The sequence below is a fragment of the Ruegeria sp. K7 genome (genome assembly GCF_056531785.1).
The window spans coordinates 115,885-136,157 of the sequence record NZ_JBQFMJ010000001.1 but is presented as its reverse complement, the minus strand read 5'-3'; the positions used below and the strand labels follow the sequence as shown (position 1 = coordinate 136,157).

Genomic DNA, 20,273 nt, shown 5'->3' with positions numbered 1-20,273 from the left:
GATCCGCACCTTCACAGGCAGGCTAACAAGCAAAGGTATCCATTCTCAGACGAGAAATATCGGGGGGTAATATGGGGGCGTTCCCCATACTGAGCCTTCACGAAATCGTGAGCAGATGGCTGCGCAGGTTCTGATCGCGGCCTTCTAGGCCAAGTTTCTTGCGAATGTTGTTTCGGTGAAAATCAATAGTCGAAGTTTCGCGGCACAGAACCTTGGCTATGTCCTTGGTGGTCTTTCCCGTCATAACAAGCTGGGCGATTTCAATTTCTGTCGGTGTCATGATCGAAAACGCGTCCGACAACTTGTCAGAGATATCCGAGGTGATCTGTTTCAGATTATCCTCGGCAAGATCCAGATACGCGTGAGATGCGTCTTCTGCGTTCAGATGATCGCGCAGTTTGTGCAGATACGGAAGAACCATGGCCCGAACCTGCTCGACAATCTTCTGGTCCCGTTTCTTCCGGTCGTCGTCGAGGCTGGACAACAATACACGCAAAGCTGTGTTGGTCTCTCGCAGTTCTTTCGTGCGGGATTGAACCCTGTCTTCCAGTTGCGCCAGCGTCTCATTCAGTTTCGCCTCAAGCGCGCGGCGCAGATAAACCTCCTGCAACAAAGCCAAATCAGCTTCGACCATGCGGGCGAACTGGATCAATCCCTCGCGGAAAAGCAGCGCGCGGCGGTTGCGGTGGCGGTCCAGCACGCAGATCGTTCCGAATATCTCGCCGTCCGGCCACTTCAGCGGCAACCCGATATAAAAGGACATGCCGTGTTCAAGGTCTTCATTTTCGTTCCAGACCGGGTCACATGTCGCGTCCTCGACAACCAGTTCACCGTCGCGTTCGAAGACGCCCTGACAATACAGCTTCGGGTGCAGTTGAAAATTCATGCCGACGGGATAGGGGTTTTGCCGGTGTTCGGACGTGACCAGAACCCTGTGATCGGGCGCATCCGTCTTCATGATCAGGCTGGCCGGAACATCGGCAAGCTGCGCCACAAGATCCACCAACCGCTGCCAATTGGCCATTGTACCTTGCGGGATGTCCGGGCGATTGTGTGGCATCGGATGCCTCGTTGGTGGTGGAGCTTTCCCTCTCAGGTTAGGCCGACCGTCACCCGGCGATCAAGAAGCCGCCCCTCCGCAGTGCAGCGAGGCCATTTCAGCCGCCCCAAATCACCTTCACGTAGTTCTGGGTCTCCGCATATGGCGGTATTCCCCCGTGCTTTTCCACGGCCAGGGGGCCGGCGTTATACGCCGCCAAAGCCAGTGGCCAGGATTTGAACTTGCGATATTGCCACGACAGGTACCGCGCGCCACCTTCCAGATTTTGCTTTGGATCAAGCGGATCGACCCCCAGCAGATTGGCGGTCTGTGGCATGAGTTGCGCCAGCCCAAGCGCCCCCTTGTGGGACTTCGCTGTCGGGTTCCAGCCACTTTCCTGCTGCACCAGCCGCAGGAAAAGGTCTTCGGGGATGCTGTGCTTGCGCGCAGCGTCGCGGGCCAGCGCCAGATATTGCCCCCGGTATTTGCCGGTATAACGTTTGTTGAATTTCCCCTGGGCGGATTTCGGTTTGAGCCGCTCGGACCCGCGGTACTGGGTCGCGGATCTGCTATCCAGGACTTTGGCCTGCTTTAGGAATATGTCCTTGCGGCTTTTGCTGGACAACGTCTGCGCACTGGCTGGAACCGACGCCAGCAACAGGCCCAGAACAAAGAAGCCACCAATTTTAGACCGCATTTATGCTTATCCTGCTCACTCAAAACTCTGCCGGAGTATAGGTATTCCAGCCAATAATGAAAGCTTGGTAAACAAATCCTGAGAGTTTTCCCGCCGGGTGTTGTAACCATCAACTCGGTTTCAACCAGATCGCAGTCCGTATAGGGTCGCTCAGGAACACAGGCGCCAGATTCGGGCGCGATCAAGTCAGAACAGTACGGGGAAATACATGGCGGGTTCAGTCAACAAGGTCATTCTGGTCGGCAATCTTGGCCGCGATCCTGAAGTGCGAACATTCCAGAATGGCGGCAAGGTCTGCAACCTTCGCATCGCCACGTCCGAGACATGGAAGGACCGCAATACAGGTGAGCGGCGCGAACGGACCGAATGGCACTCGGTTGCAATCTTCAACGAAGGTCTGGTTCGCGTGGCCGAGCAGTATTTACGCAAGGGCTCGAAGGTCTATCTTGAAGGTCAGTTGCAGACGCGTAAATGGCAGGACCAGTCTGGCCAGGACCGCTATTCGACCGAAGTTGTTTTGCAAGGATTTGGCTCAACCCTGGTCATGCTGGATGCACGCGGTGAAGGCGGCGGTGGTGGCTATGGCGGAAGCCAGTCCGGTGGCTATGGCGGTGGTCAGGCCGGCGGAGGCTATGGCGACTCCTACGGCGGCCAGTCCAGCGCACCGTCCCCTGCATCAGGCGGAATCGACGACGACGAGATTCCGTTCTAAGCATAGCGGAGACATATCATGACATGGTCCTTCTCTCTCGGCCGGCTGCTCGGGTCCGAACTGAGGGTCCATGTCACCTTTTTCCTCTTGCTCGCCTGGATCGGGTTCGCGGCCTATACGCAGGGTGGATGGAATGCAGCCCTGCAAAACATCATCTTTGTCCTGCTGCTGTTTGCCTGTGTGGTGGCGCACGAATTCGGGCACGCGCTTATGGCACGGCGGTTCGGCATCAAAACCCCGGACATAACCCTTTTGCCCATCGGTGGCCTTGCTCGGCTTGAACGCATGCCGGAAAAGCCAATGCAAGAGGTCTGGGTGGCGCTGGCCGGGCCGGCGGTCAATATCGTGATCTGGTTTGTGCTGGTCACTTTTGGCGCCAGCATGCCCATTGAAACGATGGCCCAGATCGACTCGGTCCATATCGGACTTCTGAACCGGTTGGCTTATATCAATCTCCTGCTTGCTGCATTCAACATGATCCCGGCATTTCCGATGGATGGCGGACGCGTTTTCCGGGCCCTGCTGTGTCTCAAGATGGACCGGGTCAAATCCACCCGCGTTGCAGCAATGGGCGGCCAAGTTGTGGCGATTGGTTTGGGCTTTCTCGGCCTGAATACAGGCAACCCCATTCTGGTGCTCATAGCTGTCTTTGTTTTTATCGCGGCCAACGCGGAAAGTCAGGATGTCGCAATGCGGTCTGTGGCCCGGCGGGTATTGGCGCGCGACGCCATGATCACCGAATTTCATCCGCTTTCGCCCGACGATACGCTCGACACCGCGGCGCAGGCCGTCATTCATACCACGCAGCACGAGTTTCCGGTGATTGAAGCCGACGGAACGCTATTGGGATTCGTGACCCGCAACCGCCTATTTGCCGCTCTTGAGGGAGATCGTCCCAGATCAGACCCTGCCACTTCGATTATGGAGACGGATATTCCGTCGGTTCAATTGACCAGTGGCCTGGAAACCGTTCTGGATGGTCTGCACAAAGGCGCACCCGCAATTGCCGTCCGAACTGCCGGTGGGCGCATGATTGGGTATATCACACGCGAAAATATCGGTGAGCTGATGGTTCTGCGCGGTCGCTGAAAGCACCTTACAATCAGCTGATTGAAAGAGCATCCTCAAGCACGGACAGGACCGCATCGCGCGGAACATCAGAGGTCACAAAAGCCTGACCTATCCCGCGCGCCAGAATAAATCGCAATTGGCCATCAATGACCTTCTTGTCCTGCGCCATCAGATCCACCAACGCCTCGGCCCCCGGCAATTCACCGGGAATGTCAGCCAGATCCGTTTTCATCCCCATCGCCCGAAGATGTGCCCGCACCCTGCTGGGATCTTCCTGCGAGCATAGACCCAGCCGTGAGGACAGTTCAAAAGCCAGGGCACATCCAATGGCGACACCTTCCCCATGCAAAAGCCTGTCCGAATATCCTGTTGCCGCCTCGAGTACGTGACAGAACGTATGACCAAGATTCAGCAAGGCTCGATCACCCTGCTCAGTCTCGTCGCGCGCAACGATGTCGGCTTTCATCTGGACGGACCGGGTTACGGCGTGCACGCGGGCCTGCATATCACCGGACGACACCGAAGGCCCATTCGTTTCAAGCCACTCAAAGAACGCGGCATCGCCCAACAAGCCGTATTTTACCACTTCCCCGTAGCCCGAAAGAAAGTCCCGCTGTGTCATGGAGCCCAAGACCGAGGTATCCGCAAGCACCAGTGAGGGCTGGTGAAACGCGCCAATCAGGTTTTTGCCTTGGGGTGCGTTGATACCCGTCTTTCCACCGACCGAGCTGTCGACCTGCGCCAGCAGCGAGGTCGGGATCTGCACGAACCGCACACCGCGCCGCAACACCGCAGCGGCAAATCCGGCCAGATCGCCAATGACGCCGCCGCCGAGGGCGACAACGACATCGCGCCGTTCGATCTTTTCCGCCAGCAGCCATTCCACTGCACGTTCAAAATGAGGCCAGCTTTTTGTCGCCTCGCCGGCGGGTAGCGCCAGCGCGCTCATGCAGATGCCCGCAGATTGCAGCCCATCGCGCAAACCATCCAGGTGTAATGCGGCGACATTCGCATCCGTCAGTACCGCCACTTTTGGCCGATGCAGCAAGGGCGCGATAAACTCGCCGGACTTCGCCAACAGATCGGGTCCAATCTCAACGTTGTAAGACCGATCTCCAAGTTCCACATTTACGGTTTGATGCATTTATTTTTGTTCCAGAACGTCCGGGCGCGTCATCAAAGACTCGATTACCCGGTTCACCATATTGTCGATCGAAATTTCGCCGTCCGAAACAACGGTCAGATCAGCCCGCGCATAGACCGGCACGCGATCTTCATACAAGGCGCGTAAGGTCGCGTGGGGATCAGCCGTGCGCAGCAAGGGGCGCGTGTCTTTGTGCCGGACCCGGTTCCACAACACATTCAGATCGGCGCGCAGCCAGACCGACACCCCACGTTCGCTGATCATCCGTCGGTTATCCCCCGACAAAAATGCGCCACCGCCGGTCGAGAGGATGCCTTTTTCCTCATCCAGAAGCCGCCCGATGACCTGGTTTTCCTTGGTCCGGAAAAAGGATTCACCATCGCGTTCAAAGATTTCCGGGATCGTCATATTCGCCGCCGATTCGATTTCGGCATCGCTGTCCAGAAAGGGCACGCCAAGCCGCGCAGCAAGGGCGCGGCCCACGGCCGTCTTTCCTGCACCCATCATTCCCACCAAAACAACCGTTTTGTGCAGTGCAAAGCCTGCTGACGGGTCAACCGTGCGGGTGTTATGCTTAATTTCGCTCATTTCACCGTGAATGACGTGATCTTGTGAAAATTGCCAGTTATAACTTGGTCAAAATCAAAAATTGAGGCAGCGTTGAGCCATGGGCCGCTTGATCAAGTTCGTTATATATATCATTTGCCTGAGTTTCATCGGGCTGGTCGCCTATACCTATGTTGGCCCCTACTTCGGCGCGGACTTCTCTGCCCCGCAAAGTGAAATACGCGAACCGGTTGATTTGGATGCGAATTAAAGCAGCGGCGGTTTTGCTGGTTCTGGCTGGTACGGCGCAAGCGCAACAGGAACCTCTCTCGGCCATTGACTGGTTGACCGATCCGCCCGAAAACCTGCCAGGTACAGTTCTGCTGGAACCCCCGGTTACCCAGACCGGCATTCAGCCCGACGTCCAGGTCACACCGCTCGAGGCTTTGTCGCAACCGCTGGGCCTCGTGTCATCATCGGTCACCGGGCTGCCCGTCGATCTGTGGCAGAACAGCGATCCAGATCGTTTGGCCGAGCTGATTGCGGATGTTCCGGTCAAATACAATGCAGCCATGCAAAGGTTGCTGTTCACCCTGCTGCTATCTGAAGCGCGGGCGCCCTCGGGACCAGAAGCGGAAGAAACGCTGTTATTGGCCCGCCTGGACCGGCTGATGCAATTGGGGGCCGCTGATCCTGCCCAGTCTCTGGTTCAGCTTGCCGGACCAACCGATAGCCAAGCGCGATTTCAGCGTTGGTTTGACGCCACACTTCTGACTGGCGACGAGGACCGCAGCTGCACCGCTTTGATTGCACAGCCTTATCTGTCGACCGACTACGCTGCTCAAATCTTCTGCAAGGCGCGCCGCGGAGACTGGGTCTCGGCCGCGCTGACACTGGAAGCCGCGCATGCGTTGCAAATTCTGCCCGACGAAGATCTGGCGGTTCTTGATCGCTTCCTTAGCCCCGAACTGTTTGAAGGGGCCGCCTATCTACCGCAGCCTGAAAACCCCGATCCGCTGAGTTTCCGGCTGTTTGAAGCCATTGGCGAACGCTTGCCCTCGGCCCCTTTGCCCCGAGCATTTGCAAACGCGGACCTGCGCGATGTTGCAGGCTGGAAAGCCCAGATCGAGGCAGCCGAACGTTTGACGAGAATCGGCGCTTTGACCCCCAATCAGTTGCTTGGCCTTTATACCGAACGCAAACCTGCGGCCTCGGGCGCGGTCTGGGATCGGGTTGCGGCTGTTCAACGGTTTGAAAGCGCGCTTGAAACCGGGAACCCCGACTCCATTGCCGAAGCCCTGCTGACGGTCTGGAACCAGATGCACGACATCGGGCTGGAAGTTCCTTTTGCCGAACTGTTTGCCGAACGGCTGTCACGGGTTACGCTGCCAGATGAAGCATCCGAAGCCTTGCGCTGGCGCATTCTGCTTTTGTCTGAATTGTACGAAGCCGCTGCAATTGACATACCGGAAACGGAACAAGGAACACAGTTTCTGGCAGCACTGGCGCAAGGTGATCCCGGTCGTGCCAAATCACCATCTCCACTTGCAGACGCCGTTGCCGAGGGGTTTGTCTGGGCCGCACCAATCCCATCCGACATCGAAACCTTGCTGGCCAATGATCAGCTGGGCGAGGCCATTCTGGAGGCTATGACCCTCTTTGCGCATGGTGCACGCGGAAATCTTGTGGACCTGACCGCTGCCATCGCCACTTTGCGCCGCGTCGGACTTGAAGATACAGCCCGTCGCGCGGCGCTTCAGTTACTGATCCTTCAAGGAGTTTGAGAATGGCATCCCCGGCCACTCAGGACTTGTGGATTTCCACCTTTTTACAGGCTCAGGCGGCCGAGCTTGGCGCGGCAACCAACACCCTGCTGGCCTATGGGCGTGATCTGAAAGATATTGCGGCCTGGCTGGAGCGGCGGTCTTCGAGTTTCGCTGACGCCGACAGGGACCGGATCGAAGCCTATCTGATCGATTGCGACGCACAGGGGCTGTCTCGCTCGACCCGCGCGCGGCGATTATCGGCCATCAAGCAATTGTACCGGTTCGCCTTCGAGGAAGGTTGGCGCGACACCAACCCGGCCATTCAGATCAAGGGTCCCGGACGGCCCAAACGATTGCCCAAAACGCTGGATATACCCGAGGTCGACAGGCTGCTGGACGCCGCACGCCAAACCGGGCGCAGTGTCGCGGATCGGGTTCGCAATACCTGTCTGATGGAGCTTCTTTACGCCACGGGAATGCGTGTGACCGAGCTGGTCTCGCTGCCGGTTTCATCGGCGCGTGGCGATCCGCGCATGCTTCTGGTTCTGGGCAAAGGCAGGAAAGAGCGGATGGTGCCCCTGTCCCCGCCTGCCCGCGATGCGTTGGCGGCATGGCTGCCCCTGCGGGACGAGGCCGAAGACCAAACGGTCGCGAAAGGTGGGCACAGATCCCGGTTTCTGTTCCCGTCCCGGGGCAAGTCCGGCCATTTGACACGGCACAGGTTCTTTTTGCTGGTCAAGGAACTGGCGGTTCAGGGCGGTGTTTCGCCCGAAAAGGTCACACCGCACACTCTGCGCCATGCCTTTGCCACCCACCTCTTGGCCAATGGCGCAGATCTTCGGTCGATCCAGACCTTGCTGGGTCATGCGGATGTGGCGACCACGGAAATCTACACTCATGTTCTGGACGAACGCCTGTCAGAACTGGTGTTGGAGCATCACCCGCTGGCGAAAGACCCGGACAACAAGGGCTAAACCCTTGATCCGGAGGGGTAGCGCCCCCATAACAATCGCAACCGCATCAACAATAAAGAACAATGGAACCCACTTCTTCACTGATCGACGGCGCTTTTTGGTTCACCACCGGCGCAATCCTATTTTTGCTTGTTCTGTCAGGCTTCTTTTCGGGATCCGAAACGGCATTGACCGCGTCATCCCGCGGCAAGCTGCGGGTACAAGCCGACAAGGGATCACGCGGTGCGCAAAAAGCGTTGGACATTACCGACGACAATGAACGGCTGATCGGTTCGGTTCTGCTGGGCAACAATCTGGTCAATATTCTTGCCGCCTCGCTGGCAACGGCACTTTTTACGCGACTGTTCGGCGAAAGCGGTGTGGCGCTGGCAACGCTGGTGATGACCTTGTTGGTTTTGATCTTTGCCGAGGTTCTGCCAAAGACCTATGCCATCACGAACGCGGAAAAAGCAGCCGCCGCGGTGGCTCCTATCATCGGAATCGTGGTGACGGTGTTTTCCCCTGTCGTCGCGGCGGTGCGTCTGCTGGTGCGCGGCGTGTTGCGCCTGTTTGGCGTTCAGATTGACCCCAACAGCAACATCCTTGCCGTGCGCGAAGAAATCGCGGGCGCCCTGCATCTGGGACATTCCGAAGGCGTGGTCGAAAAAGAAGACCGGGACCGCATTCTGGGCGCGCTTGATCTGGGCGATCGCGCGGTGGAAGAGATAATGCTGCATCGATCCAATATCGAAATGATCGATGCGGACGACGCGCCCGAGAAAATTTTGAAACAATGTCTGGAAAGCCCGCACACCCGCTTGCCCGTCTTCCGCGACGAGCCCGAGAACATTGTCGGCGTCGTGCACGCCAAGGATCTGTTTCGCGCCATGTATGCCCAGGTGGGCGGACATGATGGCGATACAGACCGGCTGAAGTCCTTCGACATCTCCAAGGTGGCCACCGATCCGTATTTCGTTCCCGAAACCACTACTTTGGACGATCAGATGCGGGAATTCCTGCGCATGCACAGTCATTTTGCACTGGTTGTCGATGAATACGGCTCGCTCCGCGGCCTGATCACGCTTGAGGACATTCTTGAAGAGATCGTGGGCGAAATCGCGGATGAGTTCGATCTGGACGAAGAAATTGCCATCACCCGGACCGATGACGGGCAGTTTCTGGTCGAAGGCGCGATGACGATCCGAGACGTCAACCGCGCGATGGAATGGACCCTGCCCGACGAAGAGGCCAACACCGTCGCCGGTCTGGTCATTCACGAGGCGCAGATGATCCCGACGGTCGGACAGGTCTTTTCCTTCCACGGGTTCCGCTTTGAAGTCACCGCACGGGAAGGCAACCGGATCACCGGGCTGAAGATCCGCCCACTCTGACGCAGGATGCTATAGCAGCCAGCCGCAGAAGTCCGGCCTCCCAACGCAATCGATTGTTTGCGTGCCCAAGCGACACCCAATGTCGTATTTGGCGTTGCATCCCTTGCCCGCCCATACAGACTGGCAAAAAACCTTGTGGAGCAAATCATGAATCTCACAACCCGGGTTGCCGTGATCGGCGGCGGTGTCGTCGGATGCTCGGTCCTGTACCACCTGACCAAACTGGGGTGGTCAGATGTTATGCTGCTGGAACGGTCAGAGTTGACCAGCGGATCCACCTGGCACGCGGCCGGGGGGTTTCACACACTGAACGGCGACACCAATATGGCTGCCCTTCAGGGCTACACCATCCGCCTGTACAAAGAGCTGGAAGAGATCACAGGCATGTCCTGCGGGCTGCATCACGTGGGTGGAGTCACGCTTGCCGATAATCAGGACCGGTTTGACATGCTTCTGGCTGAACGGGCCAAGCACCGGTTCATGGGGCTGGACACTGAAATCGTTGGCCCCGATGAAATCCGCAAGATTGCGCCCATCACCAACACCGAAGGCATCATCGGCGCGCTGTATGATCCGCTTGACGGGCATCTGGACCCGTCCGGTACGACCCATGCCTATGCCAAGGCGGCCCGGATGGGCGGGGCCACGATCGAAACCCATTGCATGGTCCGGGAAACCCGGCAACGATCTGACGGCGCATGGGATGTCGTCACCGACAAGGGTACGATCCACGCCGAACATATTGTCAACGCTGGCGGCTTGTGGGCCCGCGAGGTCGGGGCGATGGCGGGTATCTATTTCCCGCTGCATCCGATGGAGCACCAGTATCTCGTTACCGACTCGATCCCGCAGATCGAAGCAATCATTGACGCAGGCGGCGAACACCCGCATGTGATGGACCCCGCTGGCGAAAGCTATCTGCGGCAGGAAGGACGCGGCCTGTGTATTGGGTTTTATGAACAGCCCTGCAAGCCTTGGGCCGTGGACGGAACCCCGTGGGAGTTCGGCCACGAATTGCTGCCCGATGATTATGACAAAATCACTGACAGTATCGAATTTGCCTATAAACGCTTCCCCGTTCTGGCCGAAGCGGGCGTGAAATCCGTGATCCACGGCCCGTTCACCTTTGCACCTGACGGGAACCCTCTGGTCGGGCCGGTGCCGGGCATGCGCAACTACTGGTCAGCTTGTGGCGTGATGGCCGGATTCAGCCAAGGCGGTGGCGTCGGCCTGACGCTGGCGCAGTGGATGATCGAAGGCGAACCCGAACGGGACGTCTTTGCCATGGACGTTGCCCGCTTTGGCGATTGGATAAGCCCCGGCTACACCCGCCCGAAGGTGATTGAAAACTATCAGAAAAGGTTCAGCGTCGCCTACCCGAACGAGGAACTGCCCGCTGCGCGTCCAAACCGAACCACACCGATGTATGACATTTTCAGCAACATGGGCGCGGTCTGGGGCCAGCAATTCGGGCTGGAAGTTCCCAACTACTTTGCCCAGGGCGATGAACCGGACTACGAAACCCCGTCTTTCCGTCGTTCTGACGCATTCGAGGCCACCGGCCGCGAGGTGCGCGCGGTTCGTGAAGCCGTAGGTATCAACGAGGTTCACAACTTCGGAAAATACCGCGTCACGGGACCTGATGCCCGGGCCTGGCTGGACCGGATCATGGCGGGACGAATTCCGCAAGTCGGGCGGCTGTCCCTGTCTCCGATGCTTTCTCCCAAAGGAAAACTGATCGGTGATTTCACCATTTCCTGTCTGGGTGAAACAGAATTTCAACTGACCGCCTCTTACGGCAGCCAGGCGTTTCACATGCGTTGGTTCCGGCAGAACCAAACCGGAAATGTCGAGATTGAAAACATCAGCGATCGCCTGAACGGATTTCAGGTTGCAGGCCCCCTGGCCCGCGATGTTCTGGCAGCCTGTACGCGGGACGACGTATCAGGTCTGAAGTTCATGGATGTGCGCCGAATGACGGTGGGCATGACGGACTGTATTGTTCAGAGGGTCAGCTATACCGGCGATCTGGGGTACGAGGTGTTCTGCGACCCGATGGCCCAACGACAGTTGTGGCAGACCTTGTGGCAGGCCGGTCAACAGTTTGGAATGGTGCCGTTTGGTATGCGCGCGATGATGAGCCTGCGTCTGGACAAGTTTTTCGGCTCGTGGATGCGTGAGTTTTCACCGGATTACACTGCTGCGGAAACCGGACTGGATCGGTTCATCTCGTTTGCAAAAAACACTGATTTCATTGGCCGCGCGGCAGCCGAGCACGAAAAGGAAGCCGGTGCCACACGCCAGCTTGTAGCCTTTGAAGTCGACGCGGAGGACACGGATGTAAACGCATACGAACCGATTTGGCTGGACAACGAAGTTGTCGGGTTCTGCACGTCCGGCGGATATTCACATTACGCCGGTAAATCTATCGCCCTGGGGTTTCTGCCCGCCGACCGCGCCCATGACGGACTTGAAGTTGAAATCGAAATACTTGGCCAGATGCGCAAGGCGCACGTGATCTCAAAACCGCTGTTCGATGCGGATGGTATGCGGATGCGGGGATGACTCGGGGCTGCAGCCCCAGCATGATGGCGGAATGATTCAGATACCCGTCATTCTTCTGGCCGCAGGGCAATCCAGCCGCATGGGCGGTGCAGACAAGCTGATGCAGGATGTCGATGGCATCCCTTTGTTGCGCCGCTCAGCCCGGGCTGCCTTGGCAGTCGGGCGGGTCTTCGTTGCGCTGCCTCCTGCCCCTCATGCGCGTTACGGGGCCGTAAAGGGACTCGATGTTCATGCGGTGGAAATCCCGGATGCCGATGAAGGCATGAACGCCAGCCTGCGCGGTGCCATGGCCGCAATCCCAGCCGAAGCCAAAGCCGTCATGGTCCTGCTGGCGGACCTTCCGGAATTAACAGGCAATGATCTGGAGGCGGTCGCGGCCTGTGTCACAACTCATCCGGACAACCTGATCTGGCGTGGTGCAGCAGAAAACGGAAAGCCGGGGCACCCTGTCATTTTCGACCACAAGCTTTTTTCGTTACTGAGCCAACTCAAGGGCGATGAAGGTGCGCAATCCGTTGTGCGTGCACATTCCGACAGGGTTCATCTGCACCGCCTGCCCGGACGCAACGCGCTGCTGGATCTGGATACACCAGAAGACTGGGACGAGTGGCGCAGAACACGGCCCCCGAAATAGACGCGGCCCGGTCGTTGTCGACCGGGCCGGTTGCCCAAAAGCAAGACTACCACTTTTCACCAATTCCAAAAGCGCGACCCAACCACCTTACAAGGCTATCGGGTATTACGCTGCCGAACCTAAACAAGACCCCCTCGTTAACATGCCGCTCAGCGCTTCTGGTACTGAGTAAGCCTTCAGCACCCCCTAGTGCTTCTGGCTCCCCCTCGCTTGGACAATTTCATCGTCGCTTATCCGACCCTTTCAAACAATCTAAAATTGGAAGAAACGGTTAATTTCGAGGAATTCAGGTAGTTTTTGCGCAACATCTCGCTTATTGAAGCTCAACCTTAACGCGATTACGCTCTTATGGCCAAGTTACAAACCGATGTTTTATGATTGCTTGGAGTGATCAATAACGACAAAAAGAAAATGCGTTACACTCAGGTCTAGTCAGTAGATAATACCTCTTCACAACCTGAAAGCGATCTACTGATCCGCACAACTTTGCGCGGCCCCTTTGTTTACCAAACAGATTCAATTCACCAGTTTTCATCCATTGACAGCGATTTTGGCAACAATACACCGATTCGTGAGCTGCGATCCCTTTTCACGCCCGGTATCGGTTGACCTGATTGGTAACAAAGGAAGGCCCGAATGTGGCTGAATTAAGATTTCTTAATCTCGCGATCATGAAAGCCCAAACCTGAAACGGCATCTTCTGTCTCAACGCGCGGGTGTAACCGCGTGATGTTAACAGGAGAACTAAATGAGCATCCGAAAATCCTCGCTTCTTTTGCCACGCACGTCTGGCTGGATCGGCGCCAGCGCCCTGGGCGCAACCATGCTGGCCTCGACCGCCCTGCCGTCGTTGGCCGATGAAGCCCTGGCAGACCTCGTCGAATCCGTTTCGCCATCGGTCGTGACCATTATCGCCAAACAACAGGCCGCCCCTACCCCGGTTCAGGGAAAAGAGTTTGATTTCGAAGGCCACCCGTTCGGTGAGTTCTTCAAGCGCTTCGGCATGCCTGAAGGTTTCGATGCCCCCCAACGCGGCCCGGCCCAGGGGCTGGGTTCGGGATTTGTGCTGGATGAGGACGGCTACATCGTCACCAACCACCATGTCGTAGACAATGCCGCCACGGTTACTGTCCGTCTGAGCGATGACCGAACGTTCGAAGCCGAAATCGTGGGGACAGACCCCCTGACCGATATCGCCGTTCTGAAAATCGACGCGGGCGAGGACCTGCAGGCCGTCAAGATGGGTGATAGTGAAGTAATCCGCGTCGGTGAAGACGTGGTCGCTATCGGCAATCCGTTCGGTCTGCATTCGACCGTGACCACCGGTATCGTTTCGGCCAAAGGCCGCAACATCTCGCAAGGGCCATATGCTGAGTTCATCCAGACGGACGCGGCCATCAACAAAGGCAACTCGGGCGGCCCGCTGTTCAACATGGAAGGCGAAGTCATCGGCGTGAACTCGGCCATCTACTCACCCAGCGGCGGCTCGGTCGGTCTGGGCTTTGCCGTAACCTCGAATATCGTCGAACACATCACCGCCGACCTTTTGGATGATGGTCAGGTAAGCCGCGGCTGGTTGGGTGTCTCGATCCAGAACGTAAGCCCCGAACTCGCGGCCGCATTGGGGATCGATTCGTCAGCAGGCGCACTTGTGTCGGATGTCGTACCCGGCAGCCCCGCGGAAGGCGCCCTGCAGCAGGGCGACGTGATCCTCAGCTTCAATGACCAGAGCGTCGATTCCAGCAGCGAGCTTCCGCTTCTTGTCGGCACGACCAAGGTCGGCACGGACAGCACGCTGACCGTGTTGCGCGACGGCAAGGAAGAACAGGTCAAACTGACCATCGGACAGCATCAGTCTGCATCGGCGGAACCCGACAAGGCGGTTGACGAGACCCTGTCCGGTACATCCCTTGGTGTGACAGTTGCCCCGCTGACAGATGCCGCGCGGGCCGAAATGGGCGTTGACCAATCCGTCGAAGGTGTCGTCGTGACCGACATGTCGCCGGACAGCCCGGCTGAAAAAGCAGGGCTACGGCGCGGCGATGTCATCGTCAAACTGGGCGGTCAGGACACCATCACTCCGGAGGCCCTGAAGGCGGCGCTGGACAGCGAAAAGACTGACCCTGCGCTGGTTCTGATCAATCGCGGTGGCAACCAGATCTTCGTCGCGGTCGAAATCGCCTGATCTGCAACATGCGCGTGCCACGTGATGGGGAAATTTGGCGCGCGCCTCGCCGGCGGGTCTGAATTGTCCGCAGCCTGCCGGCACTGCCGGGTGTGCCTGGTCGCACCCGGCATGTGCTTTATCTGAAATTTGTGTTTAAATCCCGGCAGAAAGGAACCTCGATCATGAGCAGACGCCTTCTGATCGTCGAAGATGACGAAGAAACACGGGACTTTATCGCCAAGGGGTTTGGCGAAGAAGGATATGTTGTCGAAACTGCGGCGGATGGCCGTGAGGGGCTTTACCACGCAACTGACGGAGGATTTGACGCTGTCGTCCTTGACCGGATGCTGCCGGGTCTTGACGGACTGTCCCTGATCAAATCCATGCGCGCCGCCGGGTTAAAGACGCCCGTTCTGATGCTGACCGCCATGAGCGCCGTTGACGAGCGCGTCAAAGGCTTGCGCGCCGGTGCCGACGATTATCTGGTCAAGCCATTCTCGTTTCAGGAACTGCATGCAAGGATTGAGGCATTGTTGCGCCGCCCTCAGGAAGCCGAAGAAAACCCGACCCTGAACTGCCGGGACCTTGAAATGGACCTGTTGACCCGCAAGGTCACGCGCGACGGTCGTGAAATTTCCCTGACCCCGCGCGAGTTCCAGATCCTGGAATTCTTCCTGCGCCGCAAGAACCGCGTGGTGTCCCGCACCATGCTGCTGGAAGGTGTGTGGGACTACCACTTTGATCCCAATACCAATGTCGTCGATGTCCATATCTCAAAACTCCGCCGTCAGTTGGATGAAGGCGACGCCCAGCCCCTGATTGAAACTGTCCGGGGGGCCGGTTACATGATTTCTGATGGCTAACCTGCGACTGTCCCTGCGAAATTCGCGTACGCGGCTTGTTTTGGCCAGCATGATTCTCAGCACATTGCTGACTGCGACCGTTCTGGGACTGGTCTATTTGACGGCAAACAGAACGATCGAAGGCGAAACCCGGTCTGTCGTAACCGCCGAGCTGACCGGGCTGGCGGACGAATACGACAGACGCGGCATGATCGGATTGATTTCAGCCATCGATCGCCGTCTTGCGAACGCTGCCGAACGCGACGCTTTGTATTTGTTGACAGACAGGTTTGGGACACCTCTTGCCGGTAATCTCGCACAATGGCCTGATGATGTGACTGCAGGCAGCGGCTGGGTCGATCTTCAGGTGCGGCAAACCGAATCCAATCAGTTTGTTCCGATTTCGGCGGCATCGGTCCGGCTGCCCGGCGGTGAAAGGCTTCTGGTTGGACGGGACGCGTCCGCCAGACAGCAGTTCGACCGTGTGCTGTTTCAATCAGTAGCGCTCGCCCTAGCCATTGCACTGCTCCTGAGCCTGCTGACCGGATGGTTGTTAACCCGGCTGGTGTTTTCCCGTCTCAAGGATGTTGCGGACACCGCGGACAACATCGTGTCCGGCGACCTGAGCCGCCGCATTCCTATTCGCGGCACGGGGGATGAGTTCGATCAGGTCGCAGGCACCCTGAACAACATGCTGGACCGGATCGAAGAACTGATCAGCAACCTGCGCACGACATCAAACTCGATTGCGCATGATTTGCGGTCGCCCCTTTCGCGGCTTCGGCAAAGGATCGAAGCCTTGACCGATCCCGGCAAGAGTGATCTGGACCGAGAAGTCGACATCGCCCGCGCGACCAATGAAATCGACCACGTTTTGCGGGTTTTGGGTCAGTTGACCGAGATTTCACGCGCCGAGGCCGGTCTGGGCCGGGAACAGTTCGAACCAGTTGACCTGCAACAGTTGGTGAGCGACGTGGTGGACCTGTACGAGCCTGTCGCGGCGGACCAGGGTATCCGACTTGTAGTATCCGGCGAAGCAAAGCCTATTCAGGGGCATCGCCCATTACTGTCCCAGGCTTTGTCAAACTTACTCGAAAATGCGATGAGATACGTGCCAGAAGGGTCTGAAATTACGATAAACTTGTCCGGAATAAAGGATTACGTTCTTCTTAGCGTCAGAGACCAGGGTCCCGGTGTTCCGCCCGAGGACCTGCCCCGTTTGCAACTGCCATTCGTCACGCTTGATCCCGCGCGCACAGAGCGCAATTCCGGGCTGGGTCTGGCGCTGGTCGCGGCAATTTCGCACATGCATGGGGGCAAATTCTCGGCACGTAATTGCAATCCGGGGCTTGAAGCAACACTGACGCTGGCGCGAAAGGGTTAATCGGGAATCCCGCCAATCGCCATCATCTTGTTTTTATAACGCTTATCCCCGGTCACATCTGTACCGAACCAGCTTGGCGGCCTGAACCCTTCTGCTTCAGCCTCCGATGTGAACTCGACCTCGACCAGAGACAAGGGCGCAAGATCGCCCAGAAACACGTCCAGCTCAAACACCCGACCATCCGGCAGCTCCCCGGTATAGCGCTCTTTTTCGACCCTGCGGCCTTCGGTCTCGGGCCAGAAGGTGCTGAATTGTTCGGGTGTGATTTCAGCCTCTCTTTCCACACGCACCATTGCACCCTTTCCCTTCAGTGTCAGGTAATGAACGTCGTTCTTCTGACGCAACCGCAGTTCGGTGGAATCGTCTGGCGCAGTAAGATAGCCCTGCCGCACCAAGGCTTTGCGCGTTTCTGTCAGATCAGGCCGTTCAGCCACCAGAAACTTGCGTTCGATTTCCGTGCTCATGTCAGGGCCTCCAACTCGTCAAACAGCGCCTTGTAGGCCCGACTTGCCACGCTCGAGCCTGCATAAACGCTGACAGGCGCGCGGTGCTTACCCATGCGTTCAATATCGGCTGCGAAGGGTATGACCGTTTTCATGAACCTCTTGCGATACAGCTTTCGCATTCCATCCATCGTTTCTAGATGAAGGGTCTTGCGCCGTTGCACCATGGAAAAGAAGGCCTTGAGCTTCTTTTTGGGCAGTTTTTGCTGTTCAAAAAAAACGATCAGCTGATCGAATGTCCGTTCCGACAAGGTCGTCGGAATGACTGGAACCACAATCTGATCGGCAGCCTTGAATACGTTCTCGGACAATGTCGAAAAGTTTGGCGGACAGTCCAGAATGACCACATCATAGTCACTGCCCGCCGCAACCAGGGCTTTCTTCAACCGGGATCTTCTGTTTTTCATTCGCGACAGAAAAACATCGAAATCGCGATAGGTCAGGTTGGCAGGCAGAACGTCCAGCCGGTCAAAGTCGCTGGCGCGGATCGATTTGGTAAACCGTTCCACATCCTCGAAGAATCGTGCTTCAGTCAGCTTCTTTGACGGCTTTACCCGCAGGTAGAATCCTGACGCCCCTTGGGAATCCAGATCACACAGCAGCACGTTTTGACCCGAACGCGCATAAGCATAGGCAAGATTGACCGAGGTCGCGGTTTTTCCCACACCACCTTTGTTGCTGTAGCAGGCAATGGTTTTCAATCCTCAGTCCCCCTTATGATGAAAAAAGCTGCGGAAAAGATGCCGGATGTCCGGGCTGTCAAAATGATTGAAATTGGCGATCACACGATCCCGTTCGGATTTTTGCCGCTGATCAAGCACCGAAATCAGCCCACCAGCGGCCAAGGCCATTTGCGCATCCACCCGGCCTTGTGTGTTTGACTGTTTAGTCACAAACCCTAGCAGCGCTTCCTGCTGGACTGAACAGTCATTGAAACGCCCCAGATTATCTTGCAACTTTTTCAACGGCTTGATGATCGACTTGAATGCCTTTGCATCAAACAGCGGTGCAAAGAATTCCATAAGATACCTGAGTTTCTTGCAGTCGATCCTGAGATCGTGGACCGCTTTATCCGGGGTCATGGGGGATATACGCCGCGCCCTTTTGCAAACCTTGCGGTAGCGTTTCCAGATCAGGGCGCAAGCATATTCATAAGCGCCGCGTTCGGCGTTGGGCCCGGGTTGCAAAGACTGGGGAGCTGCAAGCAGCGCCGCAAGATCTTCCATCTGCTTTTGATAGGCTGCACTGCGGAACCGACGGGACAAGCTTGAAAGATTCTGCGCACGTTCCGTCTGGAATTGCCGAAACATGGCCTCGACACCCTCATGAAGATTGGACGGTATCAAGCTGAAATATATATCCTTTTCCAAAAGATATACATCCAAGTCCCGCAGACGGCCGGTTGGGGCCATATGGTCGGAAAATTGCCGCTTGAGGGCATTCGTTTGCGCAGGTGAAAAGACCCCTTTGAACAGGCTGAGAACCGAGCGGACACGCCGCAACGAAACGCGGTAATCGTGAAGAAACTCGGTATCAATGTCAGCAATCACACCCGCTTCGTTCCGCCGCGCAACAGCCAGAAAGGTACGCATCAGATCCACGGCAACCTCGATTGAAGGCTCTTCTTTTCCCAATAGTACGATAGGTTTGGATTGATACGGGGGCGTTTCAGGGAACAGGATGGGGTAAACGACATCAAGACCGCCTGCGTCCCCGGCCATTTCCTGCAATGCTGCGCAGATCGTTTTATAGGCGGGTTCATATCCGCGCAGGGAACGAACCCGCACCAGGGTCGCCTGCCTGTTTTCGGATTTCAGTGAAATCAGTTCGCCGCGCACACGCGTCTTTTCCAAATCGTCAACTGCGGCAAATTCCTGGATTTCCAAATCTCCTGCACCTAGGTTCATCAATGCACGCAGCTTTGGAAATCCGTTCAATGCATCACGTACCGGACCGTCCGGCAGGTCCTGAACGAACTTTCCCGTGCCTGCGCCCTTCTGAACCGGAAATTCTGCATTACCCTGCAAAAGCCGCAGTGTTTCGCCGACCTCCAGCAAGATCGACCCCGCTGATCTGAGCGATTGATCGTGGCAATCCAGCCAGTTGAAGGACTGCGGCGGATTCCCACCTTCAACCCGTAAGGCCAGCCCTTTCAGGCCCTTGTTGAACGCAAGCGGGTCAAATTTCCCTTCAACAACGTACACTCCGGCCAGTTGCACCATCAGGGTCGGTCCTTGAGAGGCACGCGGGGCTCATCGATCAAAAAAGTTTCCATGATTTCTGTCTCACTCACTTCTTCGATCACCCGGCTTTCGCGACATTGTATTCGGCTACCGATTGTTACCGGTTTCCTTGATTTTCCAACATCGGAGACTGCACGGCAATATGGCACCATGAAACCGTAGCTTGGGTGATCAGGCAAGCATTGCGTCAATGTTATCCTTCAGGCCGGCGACACTCCATCAACCGGATGACAGCATCGCGGCGTCCAGATAAGACTTGGGCATGTCAGATCCTGTTTCATCCATCCGCAACCTCGGCCCTGCCTTTGAACAGGCATGCGCACGCGCTGGAATTCATTCGGCGCAGGAGTTGCGCGAACTGGGGGCCGACGCGGCGTATGCCCGGCTGCTTCACGCAGGGTCACGACCGCATTTCATTGGCTACTATGTACTTGTCATGGGATTGCAGGGCCGCCCCTGGAACGATTGCAAAGGCGAGGAAAAGAAAGCGCTGCGTCAAAGGTTCGATGCGATCAAGGCCAATACAAAGACCGCCCCGCAATCGAAGTTGGTTTCGGACCTCGACGCCATCGGAGTGCGCATCACGTCGAATGACCTCAAGTCAGTTTGAACAAAA

General features: G+C 57.1%; 19 protein-coding genes. 12 read left to right on the top strand and 7 right to left on the bottom strand.

The window, feature by feature from the left end:
- Positions 1-97: 97 nt before the first annotated feature.
- Together ACR0FE_RS00630 and ACR0FE_RS00625 are read right to left on the bottom strand one after the other, a co-directional pair.
- The gene (locus ACR0FE_RS00630) at positions 98-1,060 is read right to left on the bottom strand and encodes a LuxR C-terminal-related transcriptional regulator (RefSeq protein ID WP_480910252.1); all 963 of its coding nucleotides are present in this window, start codon (positions 1,058-1,060) and stop codon (positions 98-100) included.
- 97 nt (positions 1,061-1,157) lie between these two features.
- Positions 1,158-1,736 carry a lytic transglycosylase domain-containing protein gene (locus tag ACR0FE_RS00625; RefSeq protein WP_321253332.1) on the bottom strand — a complete coding sequence of 193 codons (579 nt, stop codon included), beginning with the start codon at positions 1,734-1,736 and terminating at the stop codon, positions 1,158-1,160.
- Between the two features lie 208 nt (positions 1,737-1,944).
- Between ACR0FE_RS00625 and ssb the strand changes: the two genes are divergently transcribed.
- On the top strand, positions 1,945-2,448 hold the full coding sequence (ssb, locus tag ACR0FE_RS00620; RefSeq protein WP_480910250.1) for a single-stranded DNA-binding protein: 504 nt from the start codon (positions 1,945-1,947) through the stop codon (positions 2,446-2,448).
- Between the two features lie 18 nt (positions 2,449-2,466).
- Positions 2,467-3,537, top strand: coding sequence for a site-2 protease family protein (locus tag ACR0FE_RS00615; protein ID WP_480910248.1), 1,071 nt, complete (start codon positions 2,467-2,469; stop codon positions 3,535-3,537).
- A gap of 13 nt (positions 3,538-3,550) precedes the next feature.
- On the opposite strand, the gene aroB is transcribed toward ACR0FE_RS00615, so the two are convergent.
- Both aroB and ACR0FE_RS00605 read right to left on the bottom strand, forming a co-directional pair.
- Entirely contained in the window at positions 3,551-4,663 is a 1,113-nt protein-coding gene (gene aroB, locus ACR0FE_RS00610; RefSeq protein WP_480910246.1) for a 3-dehydroquinate synthase, read from the bottom strand.
- Positions 4,664-5,251 (bottom strand): shikimate kinase, encoded by a 588-nt coding sequence (locus ACR0FE_RS00605; RefSeq protein ID WP_480910244.1) that lies wholly within the window; start codon positions 5,249-5,251, stop codon positions 4,664-4,666.
- A gap of 79 nt (positions 5,252-5,330) precedes the next feature.
- Here ACR0FE_RS00605 and ACR0FE_RS00600 point away from each other — a divergent pair, with 79 nt between their 5' ends.
- The 9 genes from ACR0FE_RS00600 (at position 5,331) to ACR0FE_RS00560 (ending at position 16,911) form a co-directional block, all read left to right on the top strand.
- The gene (locus ACR0FE_RS00600; RefSeq protein ID WP_170619029.1) at positions 5,331-5,480 is read left to right on the top strand and encodes a hypothetical protein; all 150 of its coding nucleotides are present in this window, start codon (positions 5,331-5,333) and stop codon (positions 5,478-5,480) included.
- Positions 5,470-6,993: a hypothetical protein gene (locus tag ACR0FE_RS00595; RefSeq protein WP_480910242.1), complete on the top strand. Its 1,524-nt coding sequence runs from the start codon at positions 5,470-5,472 to the stop codon at positions 6,991-6,993. Before ACR0FE_RS00600 ends, ACR0FE_RS00595 begins: the two co-directional genes overlap by 11 nt.
- Positions 6,994-6,995: 2 nt before the next feature.
- Positions 6,996-7,949: a site-specific tyrosine recombinase XerD gene (locus tag ACR0FE_RS00590; protein WP_480910240.1), complete on the top strand. Its 954-nt coding sequence runs from the start codon at positions 6,996-6,998 to the stop codon at positions 7,947-7,949.
- Positions 7,950-8,011: 62 nt separating this feature from the next.
- The gene (locus tag ACR0FE_RS00585) at positions 8,012-9,319 is read left to right on the top strand and encodes an HlyC/CorC family transporter (protein ID WP_170616307.1); all 1,308 of its coding nucleotides are present in this window, start codon (positions 8,012-8,014) and stop codon (positions 9,317-9,319) included.
- Between the two features lie 147 nt (positions 9,320-9,466).
- Positions 9,467-11,884: a GcvT family protein gene (locus tag ACR0FE_RS00580; protein ID WP_480910237.1), complete on the top strand. Its 2,418-nt coding sequence runs from the start codon at positions 9,467-9,469 to the stop codon at positions 11,882-11,884.
- A 31-nt stretch (positions 11,885-11,915) separates the two neighbouring features.
- Positions 11,916-12,518: a nucleotidyltransferase family protein gene (locus ACR0FE_RS00575; RefSeq protein ID WP_480910235.1), complete on the top strand. Its 603-nt coding sequence runs from the start codon at positions 11,916-11,918 to the stop codon at positions 12,516-12,518.
- Positions 12,519-13,266: 748 nt separating this feature from the next.
- Positions 13,267-14,703, top strand: coding sequence for a DegQ family serine endoprotease (locus ACR0FE_RS00570; RefSeq protein WP_480910233.1), 1,437 nt, complete (start codon positions 13,267-13,269; stop codon positions 14,701-14,703).
- A gap of 164 nt (positions 14,704-14,867) precedes the next feature.
- Positions 14,868-15,548, top strand: coding sequence for a response regulator transcription factor (locus tag ACR0FE_RS00565; protein ID WP_170616300.1), 681 nt, complete (start codon positions 14,868-14,870; stop codon positions 15,546-15,548).
- The gene (locus ACR0FE_RS00560; protein ID WP_480910231.1) at positions 15,541-16,911 is read left to right on the top strand and encodes a sensor histidine kinase; all 1,371 of its coding nucleotides are present in this window, start codon (positions 15,541-15,543) and stop codon (positions 16,909-16,911) included. Before ACR0FE_RS00565 ends, ACR0FE_RS00560 begins: the two co-directional genes overlap by 8 nt.
- Here the strand turns inward: ACR0FE_RS00560 and ACR0FE_RS00555 are convergent.
- From ACR0FE_RS00555 to ACR0FE_RS00545, 3 genes are read right to left on the bottom strand one after another with little or no spacing between them, the layout of a single operon-like run.
- Positions 16,908-17,375: a CYTH domain-containing protein gene (locus tag ACR0FE_RS00555; protein WP_480910229.1), complete on the bottom strand. Its 468-nt coding sequence runs from the start codon at positions 17,373-17,375 to the stop codon at positions 16,908-16,910. The genes ACR0FE_RS00560 and ACR0FE_RS00555 overlap by 4 nt on opposite strands.
- Entirely contained in the window at positions 17,372-18,115 is a 744-nt protein-coding gene (locus ACR0FE_RS00550) for a ParA family protein (protein WP_480910227.1), read from the bottom strand. Before ACR0FE_RS00550 ends, ACR0FE_RS00555 begins: the two co-directional genes overlap by 4 nt.
- Before the next feature lie 3 nt (positions 18,116-18,118).
- Entirely contained in the window at positions 18,119-19,636 is a 1,518-nt protein-coding gene (locus ACR0FE_RS00545; RefSeq protein ID WP_480910226.1) for a CHAD domain-containing protein, read from the bottom strand.
- Between the two features lie 283 nt (positions 19,637-19,919).
- On the opposite strand from ACR0FE_RS00545, the gene ACR0FE_RS00540 reads away from it, so the two are divergent.
- The gene (locus ACR0FE_RS00540) at positions 19,920-20,267 is read left to right on the top strand and encodes a TfoX/Sxy family protein (protein WP_480910224.1); all 348 of its coding nucleotides are present in this window, start codon (positions 19,920-19,922) and stop codon (positions 20,265-20,267) included.
- Positions 20,268-20,273: the final 6 nt, after the last annotated feature.